The organism is Streptomyces sp. NPDC017095 (assembly GCF_044332325.1).
Classification (GTDB): Bacteria; Actinomycetota; Actinomycetes; order Streptomycetales; family Streptomycetaceae; genus Streptomyces.
Map to the genome: position 1 here is coordinate 172,503 of NZ_JBIROU010000005.1, position 15,030 is coordinate 187,532.

At 74.4% G+C, this 15,030-nt stretch carries 11 protein-coding genes; 4 read left to right on the forward strand and 7 right to left on the reverse strand.

The genetic code is table 11. The features are described from left to right. Positions 1 to 20: 20 nt before the first annotated feature. Positions 21 to 1,208 (reverse strand): glutamate--cysteine ligase, encoded by a 1,188-nt coding sequence (locus ACH4OA_RS12200; protein ID WP_397968854.1) that lies wholly within the window; start codon positions 1,206 to 1,208, stop codon positions 21 to 23. Positions 1,209 to 1,455: 247 nt separating this feature from the next. Here ACH4OA_RS12200 and ACH4OA_RS12205 point away from each other — a divergent pair, with 247 nt between their 5' ends. After that, complete coding sequence (locus ACH4OA_RS12205; RefSeq protein ID WP_397938773.1) at positions 1,456 to 2,520, forward strand: biotin/lipoate A/B protein ligase family protein; 1,065 nt, start codon at positions 1,456 to 1,458, stop codon at positions 2,518 to 2,520. A gap of 195 nt (positions 2,521 to 2,715) precedes the next feature. Continuing rightward, complete coding sequence (locus tag ACH4OA_RS12210) at positions 2,716 to 3,384, forward strand: hypothetical protein (protein ID WP_397968856.1); 669 nt, start codon at positions 2,716 to 2,718, stop codon at positions 3,382 to 3,384. Between the two features lie 69 nt (positions 3,385 to 3,453). Here ACH4OA_RS12210 and ACH4OA_RS12215 read toward each other — a convergent pair whose 3' ends face one another. The 6 genes from ACH4OA_RS12215 to ACH4OA_RS12240 all read right to left on the reverse strand — a co-directional run bounded on the left by ACH4OA_RS12215 (position 3,454) and on the right by ACH4OA_RS12240 (position 11,435). Then, entirely contained in the window at positions 3,454 to 4,497 is a 1,044-nt protein-coding gene (locus tag ACH4OA_RS12215; RefSeq protein ID WP_397968858.1) for a TIGR03842 family LLM class F420-dependent oxidoreductase, read from the reverse strand. A gap of 11 nt (positions 4,498 to 4,508) precedes the next feature. Next, complete coding sequence (hydA, locus tag ACH4OA_RS12220; RefSeq protein WP_397968860.1) at positions 4,509 to 5,948, reverse strand: dihydropyrimidinase; 1,440 nt, start codon at positions 5,946 to 5,948, stop codon at positions 4,509 to 4,511. A gap of 112 nt (positions 5,949 to 6,060) precedes the next feature. Next, positions 6,061 to 7,311, reverse strand: coding sequence for an aspartate aminotransferase family protein (locus ACH4OA_RS12225; RefSeq protein ID WP_397938933.1), 1,251 nt, complete (start codon positions 7,309 to 7,311; stop codon positions 6,061 to 6,063). A 29-nt stretch (positions 7,312 to 7,340) separates the two neighbouring features. Further along, on the reverse strand, positions 7,341 to 8,183 hold the full coding sequence (locus tag ACH4OA_RS12230) for a nitrilase-related carbon-nitrogen hydrolase (RefSeq protein ID WP_365883238.1): 843 nt from the start codon (positions 8,181 to 8,183) through the stop codon (positions 7,341 to 7,343). Between the two features lie 159 nt (positions 8,184 to 8,342). After that, on the reverse strand, positions 8,343 to 9,005 hold the full coding sequence (locus tag ACH4OA_RS12235) for a hypothetical protein (protein WP_397968861.1): 663 nt from the start codon (positions 9,003 to 9,005) through the stop codon (positions 8,343 to 8,345). A 2,178-nt stretch (positions 9,006 to 11,183) separates the two neighbouring features. After that, on the reverse strand, positions 11,184 to 11,435 hold the full coding sequence (locus ACH4OA_RS12240) for a helix-turn-helix transcriptional regulator (protein ID WP_365883653.1): 252 nt from the start codon (positions 11,433 to 11,435) through the stop codon (positions 11,184 to 11,186). A 77-nt stretch (positions 11,436 to 11,512) separates the two neighbouring features. On the opposite strand from ACH4OA_RS12240, the gene map reads away from it, so the two are divergent. Together map and ACH4OA_RS12250 are read left to right on the forward strand one after the other, a co-directional pair. Further along, positions 11,513 to 12,289: a type I methionyl aminopeptidase gene (gene map, locus ACH4OA_RS12245; RefSeq protein ID WP_365883654.1), complete on the forward strand. Its 777-nt coding sequence runs from the start codon at positions 11,513 to 11,515 to the stop codon at positions 12,287 to 12,289. A gap of 155 nt (positions 12,290 to 12,444) precedes the next feature. Further along, positions 12,445 to 15,024, forward strand: coding sequence for an ATP-dependent Clp protease ATP-binding subunit (locus ACH4OA_RS12250; RefSeq protein ID WP_397968863.1), 2,580 nt, complete (start codon positions 12,445 to 12,447; stop codon positions 15,022 to 15,024). The last annotated feature ends 6 nt before the right edge of the window (positions 15,025 to 15,030 follow it).

Below are 15,030 nucleotides of genomic sequence, written 5' to 3' on the forward strand. Positions count from 1 at the left end.
GTGCCGGCATCCCGGGCGGCTCAGCGGCCGGCGAACCCGGTCCGGCCGGCGCCGGAGGGGTAGGCGACGGGACGCTCCGGGGCGAGGCGCCGGGCGGGGGCGGCGGGCCGGCGGCGCGGCTGGGCGTCGCCCCGGGTCTCCGCGATCGCCAGGTCCGTGCAGGCGAGCAGGTCGTCCGCCTCGGCGGCGAGGCGCATGCGGTGGGCGGCGCTGCCGGCCGCGAGCGCCCGCTGGGCGAGTTCGCGGACCGTGTGCCAGTCACCGGCGGCCTCGAGCGCCGGGCGCACCCGCTCCAGCAGGCGCCGGACGACCTGGGCCGCGGGTGCCTCGTGCCGGGTCACGGGATCGATCAGGGCGCCTTCCAGGCCGGACCGGGCGGCCCGCCAGGCGGCGGCGCGCAGCCACTCGTGCCGGCCCGGGCAGGCGGGCGCGTCCGTCGTCTCCAGCCGCGCGCGGGCCTCGGTGACCAGCGCGCGGTACAGCCCGGCGATCAGCACGACCGTCTCCGCGCGGGGGCAGGCGTCACAGATGCGCAGTTCCAGGGTCTGCTGGTGGGCGGACGGCCGGATGTCGTGGTAGATCATCTTCGCGTCGCTGATGACCCCGGAGTCGATCAGACACCGCACGTCCGCGTCGTACTCGGCGGCGTCGGCGTAGCAGCCCGGCGGGCCCGCGGTGGGCCAGCGCTGCCACACCATGGTCCGCCAGCTCGCGTAGCCGGTGTCGGCGCCCAGCCAGAAGGGGGAACTGGCGGACAGGGCCAGCAGGACGTGCAGCCACGGGGACACCTCGCACATGACGCGCACGGCCAGGTCGCGGTCGGGCATGTCGACGTGGACGTGGGTGCCGCAGATCAGCTGCTCGTCGGCGATCATGCGGTATTCGTCGGCCATGTGGCGATAGCGGCGCCCGGCGGTCGGGCGGGTGTCCTGGGTGCGGGCCAGCGGCACGGTGCCGGCCGCCACCACGGCCAGGCCCTGGGCGCCGGCCGCGGCGTCGAGCCGCCGTCTGGCACCGAGCACATCGTCGTACAGGCCGGCTAGGGAGTCGTGCACCCCGCTGTTGGACTCGATGGTCGCCTGCTGCATCTCGGTCGTGAAGGTCTGTGCGGGGAGCTTCTCCAGCATGCTGTCGGCTCGCGGCGCGAGCAGGCCCGTCTCCACCTCGACGATGTGGAATTCCTCTTCCACTCCGATGCGAACGGTCACGGTACTCCTCTGGTGACGGGCGGACGCTGACTGCCTCACCCGGGGATCGACCCGCCCGCCGGTCCGCAGGCGGGCTGTGCACCTCCGACTTCCCACCCGGCTCATTAATAAGCACGGGCGCTCTCCGGAGAGCGACACCTCACAGATGAGCGCGAGGAGGAGCGGGTGCCGTGCGCCGTCCGGGGTGCCGGGAACACGGCGGCCGGGGCGGACGTTGATCTCTGCGGCAGGAACGGAGGCCCTGACAGTGCACGGTGAGTACAAGGTGCCCGGCGGCAAGCTGGTCGTCGTCGATGTGGAGGTCGAGGACGGCGTGCTGCGGCACGTGCGCGTGGCGGGCGACTTCTTCCTGGAGCCGGACGAGGCGCTGGACGCGGTGGACGGCGCGCTGGAGGGCGCCCCCGCGGACACCGACGCGGCGGGGCTGGCCGCGCGGATCGACGCGGCGCTGCCCGCGGGCACGGTGATGTACGGCCTGACCTCGGAGGGCGTCGGCATCGCGGTGCGTCGCGCGCTGGCCCGCGCCACGGACTGGACCGACTACGACTGGCAGCTGGTCCACGAGGGCCCCCAGCCGCCGGCCCTGCACATGGCGCTGGACGAGGTGCTGACCGCCGAGGTGGCCGCGGGCCGGCGCCCGCCGACGCTGCGGGTGTGGGAGTGGGGCGCCCCGGCGGTGATCATCGGCAGTTTCCAGTCGCTGCGCAACGAGGTGGACCCCGAGGGCGCCGCGCGGCACGGCATCGAGGTGGTGCGGCGGATCTCCGGCGGCGGCGCGATGTTCGTGGAGCCCGGCAACACGATCACCTACTCGCTGTCGGTGCCCGAGTCCCTCGTGCAGGGTCTGTCCTTCCAGGACAGCTACGCCTATCTGGACGACTGGGTGCTGGGCGCCCTCGGCGACATGGGCATCCGGGCGTGGTACCAGCCGCTGAACGACATCGCCACCGACCAGGGCAAGATCGCGGGCGCGGCGCAGAAGCGGATCGTCGGCCCCGGCGGCGGCCCGGGCGCGGTGCTGCACCACGTGACCATGTCGTACGACATCGACGCCGACAAGATGGTGGAGGTGCTGCGGATCGGGCGGGAGAAGCTGTCCGACAAGGGCACGCGCAGCGCGAAGAAGCGGGTCGATCCGCTGCGGCGGCAGACGGGGCTGGCGCGCGAGGCGGTCATCGACCGGATGATCGAGTCCTTCCGCGCGCGCTACGGCCTGACCCGGGGCGGGGTCGGCGAAGCGGAGCTGGCCCGGGCCGAGGAACTGGCGCGCACCAAGTTCGCCTCCCCGGAGTGGACGGCGCGAGTGCCGTAGCCGCCGGGCAGGGACGTGCGCGGCGGGGCCTGGCGGGGCGGACGGGGGCAAAGTGGTGCACCGCGTTCCGCCCGTCGTGAGCGGCCGGACACGGACCGCGTCGGCCCTTCCGCTCACAGGCGGTCATGTGACACTGTCCTACCCCGTCCGCCCCGCGGACCCCTCCCCGCCCGCTCCCCCCTTGAGAAGTGCGCCGTGCGTTCCCTTCCTCTGCCGCTCGCTCTCACCGCGCGCCTGTCGCCGGTCGCGGTGCTCGCCTGCGCCGGCTGGGCGCTGACGTCCGGCCCGGCCGCCCCGCCCGCCGCCGGCCACCTAAGCGCCCGGCACACGCCCGCCGGTCCCTCCGCCGCCGCGGACCCGGCGCCGGCCGCCGCGGCGAACGCCTACACCACCGCGCCCGCCCCGTGCTCCAGCGTGCCCGCGGCCACCCTGAAGTCCCTGGTGCCGGGCGCCGGGACGGCCGGCAAGGAGATCCCGTCGACGGACACCAGCCTGCGCCGCACCTGCTCCTGGAACGCCCTCGACGGCTACGACTACCGCTGGCTGGACGTGTCGTTCGAGATCGGCGGTTCCGCGCGGGAGGCGCGCGGGGAGTACGACCAGCGGGTCGCGGAGCGCGGCGGCGGCGGTGCCGTCCCGGGGCTCGGGGACAGCGCGTACTCCGTCGTCGGCCTCACCACGGAGGACGGGCAGCAGACCCGCGAGGGCGTGGTGCTGGTCCGCGCCGCCAACGCGCTGGTCGTGGTCACCTACAGCGGCAGCGACTTCGAGACCCGGCGGGCTCCCTCGACGGACGAGATCAACAAGGGCGCCATCAAGGCGGCGAAGTCCGCGGTCGCCGCGCTGGACGGCGGCCGGGACTGAGCGCCCGGCCGCGGCCGGGGAGCGGGGACGGCGCCGGGACCGGGCGGCCGGCGGAGGAAGCGGTGCCGGTCATGGGTCCGTCCGGCCCGGGGCCCCGGCGCCGACGGCGGGGATGACCCGGCTGCCGTAGGCGTCGATCGTCGCCTCCTGCGCGTCGTGCATGTCGTACACCGCGAACTGGTCGACGCCCAGGGCGCGCAGCGCGGTCAGTTTCTCGATGTGCTTCTCGACGGGCCCGATGACGCAGAACCGGTCCACGATCCGGTCGGGCACGAACGCGGTGTCCGGGTTGCCGGTGCGTCCGTGGTGGGCGTAGTCGTAGCCCTGCCGGGCCGCGATGTAGTCGGTGAGTTCCCCGGGGACCTCGCCGGAGTGGGCGCCGTACCGGGCGACCAGGTCGGCGACGTGGTTGCCGACCATGCCGCCGAACCAGCGGCACTGGTCGCGGGCGTGGGCGAGGGCCTCGGGCGAGTCGTCCGCGGTGACGTAGGCCGGGGCGGCGACGCAGACCGTCACCTCGGACGGGTCCCGGCCGGCGGCGGCCGCCGCCTCCCGGACGGTCCGCACCATGGACTCGGTCAGGTACAGGTCGGCGAGCTGGAGGATGAACCCGTCGGCCTCCTCCCCGGCCATCTTCAGCGCCTTCGGCCCGTACGCGGCCATCCAGACGGGCAGTTCGGCGCCCTCCTTGATCCAGGGGAACCGGATCGTCGTGCCGCCGAGGTCGGCCTCCCCGCCGCTGCCGAGGGCCCGGATGACCTTCATGGCCTCGCTGATGCGGGCCAGGGTGTGGGGCTTGCGGCCGGCCACGCGCAGCGCGGAGTCGCCCCGGCCGATGCCGCACACGGTGCGGTTGCCGAACATGTCGTTGAGCGTGGCGAAGGCGGAGGCGGTGACCTCCCAGGCGCGGGTGCCCGGGTTGGTGACCATCGTCCCGACCTTCAGCCTTCGCGTGTTGGCCAGGATCTGGCTGTAGATCACGAACGGCTCCTGCCAGAGCACGGCGGAGTCGAAGGTCCAGCCGTAGCGGAAGCCGTTGCGCTCCGCCCGCTTCATCAGGCTGACGACGCGGGAGGCGGGCGGGTCGGTCTGCAGGACGAGTCCGAAGTCCATGGTCGGCGCTCCTAGTTCAGGTACTGACAGGTGGAGCGCGGGGTGTAGGCGCCGTGGCCGGCGTGTCCGGTGTACTCCCGCCGGTCGATGACGGGTTCGCCGCGCGACAGGACCGTCTCGACGCGGCCGGTGACGCGCCGGCCCTCGTACGCCGAGTAGTCGACGTTCATGTGGTGGGTGGACGCGGAGATCACCTGCTCGGCGTGCGGGTCGTAGACGACGACGTCCGCGTCGGCGCCCGGTGCGAGGGTGCCCTTCTTCGGGTAGAGGCCGAACATGCGGGCCGGGGCGGCGCAGGCGATCTCGATCCAGCGGCGGCGCGAGATGTGCCCGTCCACGACGGCCTGGTGGAGCAGGTCCATGCGGTTCTCCACGCCCGGCAGGCCGTTGGGGATCTTGGAGAAGTCGCCCCTGCCGAGTTCCTTCTGGCCGGTGAAGCAGAACGGGCAGTGGTCGGTGGAGACGACCTGGAGGTCGTCGGTGCGCAGCCCCCGCCACAGCCGGGCCTGGTGCTCCCGGGGCCGCAGCGGTGTCGAGCACACGTACTTGGCGCCTTCGAAGTCCGGCTCGGCCAGGTTGTCGGTGGACAGGAACAGGTACTGCGGGCAGGTCTCGCCGAAGACGGGCAGGCCCTCGTCCCGGGCGCGGGCCAGCTCGGCCACCGCCTCCGCCGCCGAGACGTGCACGACGTACAGCGGAGCGCCGGCGACCTGGGCCAGCCTGATGGCGCGGTGGGTGGCCTCGGCCTCCAGCAGGGCCTTGCGCACCTCGCCGTGGTGGCGGGGGCCGGTCTCGCCCCGGGCCAGGGCCTGTTCGACCAGCACGTCGATCGCGATGCCGTTCTCGGCGTGCATCATGATCAGCCCGCCGTTCCCGGCGGCGCGCTGCATGGCGCGCAGGATCTGGCCGTCGTCGGAGTAGAACACCCCCGGATAGGCCATGAACTGCTTGAAGCTGGTCACTCCCTCCTCGACCAGCAGGTCCATCTCCTTCAGCGTCTCCTCGTGCACATCGGAGACGATCATGTGGAAGGCGTAGTCGATCGCGCAGTTGCCCTCGGCCTTGGCGTGCCAGGCGTCCAGGCCCTCGCGCAGGGTGTGGCCGACGCTCTGCACCGCGAAGTCCACGATGGTCGTCGTACCGCCCCAGGCGGCGGCCCGGGTGCCGGTCTCGAAGGTGTCGGAGGCGAAGGTGCCGCCGAACGGCAGCTCCATGTGGGTGTGGGCGTCGACACCGCCCGGGATGACGTACTTGCCGGTGGCGTCGATGACCCGCCATCCTCCGGCCCCGGCCGCCCCCTGCTCGCCCGGCCCGGCGGTGAACGCGGCGGCCGCGGGGGTGCCGGAGGCGGCGAGGGCGGCGATACGGCCGTCCTCGATCAGGACGTCGGCGTGGATCTCGTCGGACGCGGTGATGACGAGACCCCCGCGGATGACGGTACGACCGGTCATGGGTCCTCCTGCCGGGACGGGCGCCGCGCACGGGCGGCGCGTGAGGGTGCCGCGGACGGGCGGCGCCCGGAGGGTCTGCGGGCGGGCCGCGTACGGGCGGCGCCCGGAGGGTCTAGTACGGGCTCCGGAGCGCTTCTTCGAGGATCGCCGCGCCCTCCTCGGCCTCGGCGACGGTCAGCGACAGCGGCGGGGCGATCCGCAGGGCGCTGGAGTCGTGGCCGCCGCCCTTGCCGATGAGCAGCCCGTTGTGACGTGCCGCCTCCAGCACGGCGGCGGCGGCCTGCGGGTCGGCCTCGTCCGTGCCGGGCCGGACCAGTTCGACGCCGATCATCAGCCCGCGGCCGCGCACCTCCCGCACCCCGGGCAGCCCGGCGGTGGCCGACCGCAGCCGCTCGATGAGCAGCCCGCCGACCCGCCGGGCGTTGCCCTGGAGGTCGTGTTCGAGGAGGTAGGTGAGGTTGGCCAGGCCCGCGGCCATGGTGATCTGGGTGCCGCCGAAGGTGGAGATGCTCTGCGCGTCCAGGCAGTTCATGATCTCGGCGCGGGCGACCACCCCGCCGATGGACATGCCGTTGCCGATGCCCTTGGCGAAGGTGAGGATGTCCGGCGGGCCGCTGCGGGCGTGGGCCTGCCAGCCCCAGAAGTGGTCGCCGGTACGGCCCCAGCCGGTCTGCACCTCGTCGCTGATCCACAGGATGCCCTGGGCGGCGAGCACGTCGCGGAAGGCCGCGAGCAGTCCGTCGGGCGGCGAGGTGAACCCGCCGACGCCCTGCACGGGTTCGGCGATCAGCGCGGCCGGCGCCCGGGTGTGGCCGAGCACGTCCTTCAGGTCGGCGACGCAGGCGTCGGTGAACGCGCGGTCGTCGAGACCGGCGAACGGCCCCCGGGTGCGCACCCCGCCGTGCACGTACAGGGTCTGGAGCGGGGACAGGGAGGTCGGGGACCAGCCGCGGTTGCCGGTGATGCCGACCGCGCTGAAGGAGCGGCCGTGGTAGCTGTTGCGCAGGGCCAGCACGGTGTTGCTGCGCCGGTAGGCGGTGGCGAGCAGCAGGGCCGTGTCGTTGGCCTCGGTGCCGGAGGTGGTGAAGAACACCCGGGCGTTCGGGATGCCGCTCAACGCGGCGACCCGCTCGGCGAGTTCCACCATCGGCCGGTTGAGGTAGAGGGTCGAGGAGTGGACGATCCGGCCGGCCTGCTCGGCGACCGCCTTGGTCACCTCGGGCAGCGCGTGCGCGGTCATCGTGGTGAGGATGCCGCCGAAGAAGTCCAGGTACCTGCGGCCGGCGGAGTCCCAGACGTGACGGCCCTCGCCGTGGGTGATCTCGATCGGGTCGTCGTAGTAGAGGGCGAGCCAGTCGGGCATGACCCGGCGGTGCCGGGAGTACAGGTCGGTCACGGCTGCACCAGCCCTTCGTAGGCGTCGGGGCGGCGGTCGCGGTAGAAGGCCCACTGCTGCCGCACTTCCTCGATGAGGTCGAAGTCGAGGTCGCGGACGAGGAGTTCCTCGGTCTTGTCACCGGCCGGCTCGCCGACGAAGCGTCCGCGCGGGTCGACGAAGTACGACGTCCCGTAGAAGTCGTTGTCGCCGTACTCCTCCTGTCCGACCCGGTTGATCGCGGCGACGAAGTACTCGTTGGCGACGGCCGCGGCGGGCTGTTCGAGCTGCCACAGGTGGGCGGACAGGCCGCGGTGGGTGGCGGACGGGTTGTAGACGAGCTGAGCGCCGTTCAGGCCGAGTTGCCGCCAGCCCTCCGGGAAGTGCCGGTCGTAGCAGATGTAGACGCCGACCTTGCCGACGGCCGTGTCGAAGACGGGCCAGCCCAGGTTGCCGGGCTTGAAGTAGTACTTCTCCCAGAACCCCTTGACCTGCGGGATGTGGTGCTTGCGGTACTTGCCGAGCACGGTGCCGTCGGCGTCGATCACGGCGGCGGTGTTGTAGTAGAAGCCGGACTGCTCGACCTCGAAGACCGGGACGACGATCACCATGCCGGTCTCCCGGGCGAGGTCGCGCATCCGTTGCACGGTCGGGCCGTCGGGCACTGGTTCGGCCCAGCGGTAGTGTTCCGGCTCCTGCACCTGGCAGAAGTAGGGCGCGTTGAAGACTTCCTGGAATCCGATGATGCGCGCGCCCCGGCGGGCCGCCTCGCGGGCGTGCTCCTCGTGCTTCGCGATCATGGACTCGGTGTCGCCGGTCCAGGTGGCCTGGACCAGGGCGGCGCGGACGACATGGGCCATGAGCTGCTCCTTCGACACGACGTCAGAGCCTCTACGCCCGTAGAGCAGGCCGTAGAGGCACGAAACTAAGCCTCCGGGCGGCCCTTGCCAAGACCATCGTCGTCAACCCGCTGGGTCGATCATGTTTCACACTCCGGTGGGTGAGCGGACCGGCTCCGCTCAGAGGGCGTGTCCGGCGACGCGCAGCGCGTGCACGAGATCCCGGTGCCGCTCGCCGGAGACACCGAGCGCGGCGTCCAGCAGCGGCGGCACCAGGCGCCGGGGATCGGGGGCGGCGCACCGGGCGGCCTCCTCGGCGGTACGGGCCCGCACGCAGGCGTCCAGCAGGCTCCGCGCCTCCCGGTGCCGGCCCGCGTCGGCCAGCCGCAGCACGGCCGCGCCGATCTGCTCGGCCGGCCGCGCGACACCGTGCCGCAGCATCCGCCGGCCGTCCTCGTCCCGGCCGGCCGCGGTGAGCGCGTCGGCGGCGGCGGCCAGCCGCTCGGCGGGCAGGGCGGCGGCCTCCCACAGCAGCGTGGCCCAGTCGGCGCCGAGTCCGGCCCGGTGCAGGGCGTCCGCGAGCGACGGCAGCCGGCCGGCGGGCCACGACGCGGCCTCCACCAGCAGCACGTGCGCCTCCCCGGACCGCCCCTCGGCCCGCAGTAGGGCCAGCCGCCGCACGGTGCCGGCGACCACCGCGCCGGTCTCCCCGGCCGCGGCCGGCGCCTCGGGCGCGGCGGCCTCGCCGCGCCCGGCGTCCGGCGCCACCGGTTCCCGGGCGAACCGGGCACCTCGCGGTGTACCGCTGCCGGCCCCGGCGTCCGGCCCACCGACCACCGGCACCACCGGCTCCCCGCCCCCGTCCACACCCCCGGCGAACCGCGCACTGCCCCGCCGCCGCTTACGGGGGCCGCCGCCACCACGGGACGGGCCCGCGTCACCACGGGACGGGCCCGCGTCGCCAGGGGACGGGACCCCGTCGCCAGGGGACGGGACCCCGTCACGACGGGACGGGACCCCGTCACCACGGGACGGGCCCGCGTCGCCAGGGGACCGGCCCGCGTCACCACGGTCCCGGACCCCGTCGCCACGGGACCGGACCGTGTCGCCACGGGACGGCACCACGTCACCAGGACCACGGGACCGGACCGTGTCGTCAAGGGACCGCCCCCCGTCGCTACGGGACCCGACCTGACCGTCGCGGGGCCCGCCCGCACCGCCGCCGGGCGGAACGGAGGACACCACCGGCACAGAAGCCGACCCCGGACCGCCTCCGCGTCCCACCGCCCCAGCAGCCGTATCGGCACCGCCCCAGCCCGTTCCAGAAACCGCCCCCGGACCAGCCCCGCCCGGCACCGGCACAGAAACCGCACCCACACCACCTGCGCCTGCCACCGCAGTACCCGCACCCGGGCCATCCCCGGGTCCTACCGCCCCGGAAGCCGCCCCCGGACCACTCTCGCCCGCCGACGCCGCGTAAGCCGTACCCGGGCCGCCCCAGCCCGCCCCGGAAGCCGGCACCGGCACAGAAACCGCGTCAACACCGCCTGCGCCTGCCGCCACAGTGCCCGCACCCGGCTCATCCCCGTGTCGTACCACCGGAGCAGCCGCGCCCGGGCCACCCCCGGGTCCCGCCGCCCCGGAAGCCGCCCCCGGACCACCCCCGCGTCCCACCGCCCCGGAAGCCGCCCCCGGACCGCCCCCGCGTCCCACCGCCCCGGAAGCCGTGCCGGCACCGCCCCAGCCCGCCCCGGAAGCCGTACCCGGGCCATCCCCGCGTCGTACCACCGCAGAAGCCGCGTCGGCACCGCCCCAGCCCTCCCCAGCAGCCGTGCCGCCGCCCCAGCCCGCCCCAGAAACCGCCCCCGGACCAGCCCCGCCCGGCACCGGCACAGAAACCGCACCCACACCACCCGCGCCTGCGGCCGCAGTACCCGCGCCCGGGCCATCCCCGCGTCCCACCGCCCCGGAAGCCGCCCCCGGACCACTCTCGCCCGCCGGCGCCGCGTAAGCCGTACCCGGGCCGCCCCAGCCCGCCCCGGAAGCCGTACCCGGGCCATCCCCGCGTCGTACCACCGCAGAAGCCGCGTCGGCACCGCCCCAGCCCTCCCCAGAAGCCGTGCCGCCGCCCCAGCCCGCCCCAGCAGCCGCCCCCGGACCACTCCCGGCCGCCGGCGCCGCGTAAGCCGTACCCGGGCCGCCCCAGCCCGCCCCGGAAGCCGTACCCGCGCCCGGATCGCCGACCCCCGTCACCGCCCCGGAAGCCACGCCCGCGCCACCGGCCCCCGGCGCGCCCCCGCCGTCCCCTGTTGTCCGCGTGGGCCACTGCCCGCGTTCCGCGGCCTCCGGTGGTGCCGGGAGGGGGCGGCCTGGGCCGGTGCCGGTGGATGCGGCCGGGGCCGCCGTGCTTCGTGGCGGGCGGTGGTCCAGTGCGGTGAGCCGTGCGTGGAGGTCCGCGCAGCGGGCCGTGGCGCGCCGGAGGTCGTCGTGGGCCCAGGCGAGGTCCAGGCGCAGCGACTCGGCCCGCTCCGCGGACACCGGTGCCGAGAGGCGGCGGCTCAGTTCGGCCTGGCGTTCCGCCGCGCGGCGCCGCTCGCCGAGCAGGGTGTCGAGCCGGCCCGCGAGGACGGCCCGGGCGCCGGGCCGGGCGTCGTACGCGTGGACCGCGGCGGTGTACAGCGCGCCGGCCCGGTCCCGCTCGGCCGCCGCGACGGCGGGCCCGTACCCGGCGCCGAGGTCGTCCAGCAGCGCCTCCACCACGTCCCACGGCGGCACCTCACGCCCGTCGAGGCAGGCGCTCATCCCCGCGGGATCACGGCGCCAGAAGACCCCGCTCCAGCCACCGCGCGGATCGAGGCGGGCCAGCAGGACGGACAGATAGCTCGCGAACTCCCGTACCCCATCGGGCCGTTGACCCACCGACATCGCCCAGCTCCCGCCCGACTCCCCGTGTCTGGCCGGTAGGCAACACCAGAGGTGTTACGGGCTTGCTACGGACGGTTTTCCGGCAGCGCGCGAAGCTCAGACGGGAACGAGGGCGCACCGGGCCACGAGGTCGTCCAGGGACAGGCCGAGGGCGCCCGCCAGCGCGGCGACGGTGAAGAGCGCCGGTGTCGGCGCCCGTCCCGTCTCGATCTTGCGGAGCGTCTCGGCCGAGACGCCCGCCTCGGCGGCGACGTCGGCCATGCTCCGTTCGCCGCGGGCCTCGCGCAGCAGCCGCCCGAGCCGTTCGCCGCGCTCGTGCTCTTCGGGAGTGAGAGGGGTCCGCACCATGCCCCCATTCTGCCCCGCCCCCGCCACCGCCCCACGCCCGGTCGTCACCCAATTTAAATACCGGTATAGTAATTGGCATGGTGGAACTGAAGACCCCCACGTCGATCGAGGCGATGCGCGGGGCGGGAGAAGTCGTCGGGCGGGCCCTGACCGCCGTGCGGAAGGCCGCACGCGTCGGAGTGTCGCTGCTGGAGCTGGACGAGGTGGCCCGGGAGGTGCTGCGCGAGGCGGGCGCGTCCTCGCCCTTCCTCGGCTACCGCCCCTCCTTCGCCGAGACCCCCTTCCCCGCGGTCATCTGCGCCTCGGTGAACGACGCGATCGTGCACGGCATCCCGACCCGGTACCGGCTCCGCGACGGCGACCTGCTCTCCGTGGACTGCGGCGCCGAGCTGGACGGCTGGGTCGGCGACTCGGCCGTCAGCTTCACGGTGGGCCGGCCCCGCCCCGCGGACCTGCGGCTGATCGAGACCGCGGAGCGGGCGCTCGCCGCGGGCATCGCGGCGGCCGTGCCCGGCAACCGCGTCGGCGACATCTCGCACGCCGTCGGCCGGATCTGCCGCGGCGCCGGCTACGGCGTCCCGCAGGACTTCGGCGGCCACGGCGTGGGCCGCCGTATGCACGAGGAACCGGACGTCCCGAACGAGGGCCGGCCGGGCCGCGGCTTCCCGCTGCGCCCGGGGATGGTCCTGGCGATCGAGCCGATGCTGATCGCGAGCGGCCGGGACGACTACCGCACGGCGGACGACGGCTGGACCCTGTGCACGCCCGACGGCTCCCGGGCGGCCCACGCCGAGCACACCGTGGCGATCACGGCGGACGGACCGGTGATCCTGACGGCGCGGGAAGCCTCCTGAGAAACGGAGCATTAGTTCACCGAAGGGTTCAGGAGGGGCATACCACCGTGTAAGCGGACATGCTCGCCCCAACGGATCGTGACATGGTGGGCATGAGCCACCCGCCCCCGGGTTACCCGGCCGCTCCGCGTGTCGTCAGCGAAGGAACCCACGCCATGACCAACGGCTACCCTCCTGACCCTTTCGGTGATTTCCTGGCCCGCTTCTTCAGCGGGGCGGGCGGCGGAGCACCGCGTCACATCGACATCGGCCGGCTGCTCAGCCAGCCGGCCCGGGAGCTGGTCAGAGGAGCCGCCCAGTACGCCGCCGAGCACGGCAGCCGCGATCTGGACACCCAGCACCTGCTGCGCGCGGCCGTGTCGACGGAGCCCACCCGCAGCCTGCTGAGCCGGGCGGGCGCGGACCCGGACTCGCTCGCGTCCGAGATCGACGACCGGACGGGCCCGGTGCTGCATCCGCCGGGCGAGACACCGCCGCCGACCTCGCTGTCCCTGACCCCGGCCGTCAAGCGGGCCCTGCTGGACGCGCACGACATGGCGCGCTCCAGCGGTGCCGGATACATCGGCCCGGAGCACGTGCTGAGCGCGCTGGCCGCCAATCCGGACTCGGCGGCCGGGCACATCCTGCACGCGGCCCGGTTCGCGCCGCGCGCCCTGCCGCCGGAGGCCCCGGACGGCGCCCAGCCACGCCCGGAGCGGCAGCGGCCCACCGGCACGCCCACCCTGGACAAGTACGGCCGGGATCTGACCGACCTGGCCCGGCAGGGCCGCGTCGACCCGGTGATCGGCCGGGACACGGAGATCGAGCAGACCATCGAGGTGCTGTCGCGGCGCGGCAAGAACAACCCGGTGCTGATCGGCGACGCGGGCGTCGGCAAGACGGCGATCGTCGAGGGGCTGGCGCAGCGGATCGCCGACGGGGACGTGCCGGACGTGCTGGCCGGGCGCCGGGTGGTCGCCCTGGACCTGACCGGCGTGGTGGCCGGCACCCGTTACCGGGGCGACTTCGAGGAACGCCTGAACACCATCGTGGAGGAGATCCGCGCCCACTCCGACCAACTGGTCGTGTTCATCGACGAGCTGCACACCGTCGTCGGCGCCGGGTCCGGCGGCGAGGGCGGCGCGCTGGACGCCGGGAACATCCTCAAACCGGCGCTCGCCCGGGGCGAACTGCACATCGTGGGCGCGACCACGCTGGAGGAGTTCCGCCGGATCGAGAAGGACGCGGCGCTGGCCCGCCGGTTCCAGCCGGTGCTGGTGCCCGAGCCGACGGTCGGGGACACGATCGAGATCCTGCGCGGGCTGCGCGACCGGTACGAGGCCCACCACCAGGTCCAGTACACCGACGAGGCGCTGGTCGCCGCCGTCGAGCTGTCGGACCGGTATCTCACCGACCGCCGGCTGCCCGACAAGGCGATCGACCTGATCGACCAGGCGGGCGCGCGGGTGCGGCTCGGGGCCCGGACGAAGGGCACGGACGTCCGCGCCATGGAACGCGAGGTGGAACAGCTGCTCCGGGACAAGGACCAGGCGGTCGCGGACGAGGACTACGAACAGGCCAAGCAGTTGCGCGACCGGATCACCGAGCTGAAGCAGCGGATCGCGGCGGCCAGCGACGAGGGGAAGGCCGACGAGGGGCAGCTCGAGGTGACGGCGGAGGCCATCGCCGAGGTGGTGTCCCGGCAGACCGGCATTCCGGTCAGCCGGCTGACCCAGGAGGAGAAGGAGCGGCTGCTCGGCCTGGAGGAGCACCTGCACCAGCGGGTGGTCGGCCAGGAGGAGGCGGTCGCCGTGGTCTCCGAGGCGGTGCTGCGCTCCCGGGCGGGCCTGGCGAGCCCCCGCCGGCCGATCGGCAGCTTCCTCTTCCTCGGCCCGACCGGCGTCGGCAAGACCGAGCTGGCCCGGGCGCTCGCGGAGGCGCTGTTCGGCAGCGAGGACCGGATGGTCCGGCTGGACATGAGCGAGTACCAGGAGCGGCACACCGTCTCCCGGCTGGTGGGCGCGCCGCCCGGGTACGTCGGCCACGAGGAGGCCGGGCAGCTGACCGAGGTGGTGCGCAGGCACCCGTACTCGCTGCTCCTGCTGGACGAGGTGGAGAAGGCCCACCCGGACGTCTTCAACATCCTGCTCCAGGTCCTGGACGACGGCCGGCTCACCGACTCGCAGGGCCGGACGGTGGACTTCACCAACACGGTCATCGTGATGACCAGCAACCTGGGTTCGGAGGCGATCACCCGGCGCGGTGGCGGGATCGGGTTCGGGCCGGGCGGCACGGAGGCCGACGAGGAGGCGCGGCGCGAGCGGATCCTGCGGCCGCTGCGCGAGCACTTCCGGCCGGAGTTCCTCAACCGGATCGACGAGATCGTGGTCTTCCGGCAGTTGACGGGCGACCAGTTGCGGCGGATCACCGCTCTGCTGCTGGAGGACACGCGGCGGCTGCTGGACGGGCAGGGCGTCGGGGTGGAGTTCACCGACGCGGCCGTGGACTGGCTGGCCGAGCGCGGCTACCAGCCCGAGTACGGCGCCCGGCCGCTGCGCCGCACCATCCAGCGCGAGGTGGACAACCGGCTGTCCCGGCTGCTGCTGAACGGCACGATCGCCGCGGGCGGCCGGGTGACGGTGGACGTGCGGGACGGGCGGCTGGACTTCCGCACCGGGGAAGCACCCGGCGGGACACCCGGGGCCTCACCGGGCGGAACACCCGGCGAAGCCCCGCCACCCGCAGCGGAGGGGTGACCCCGC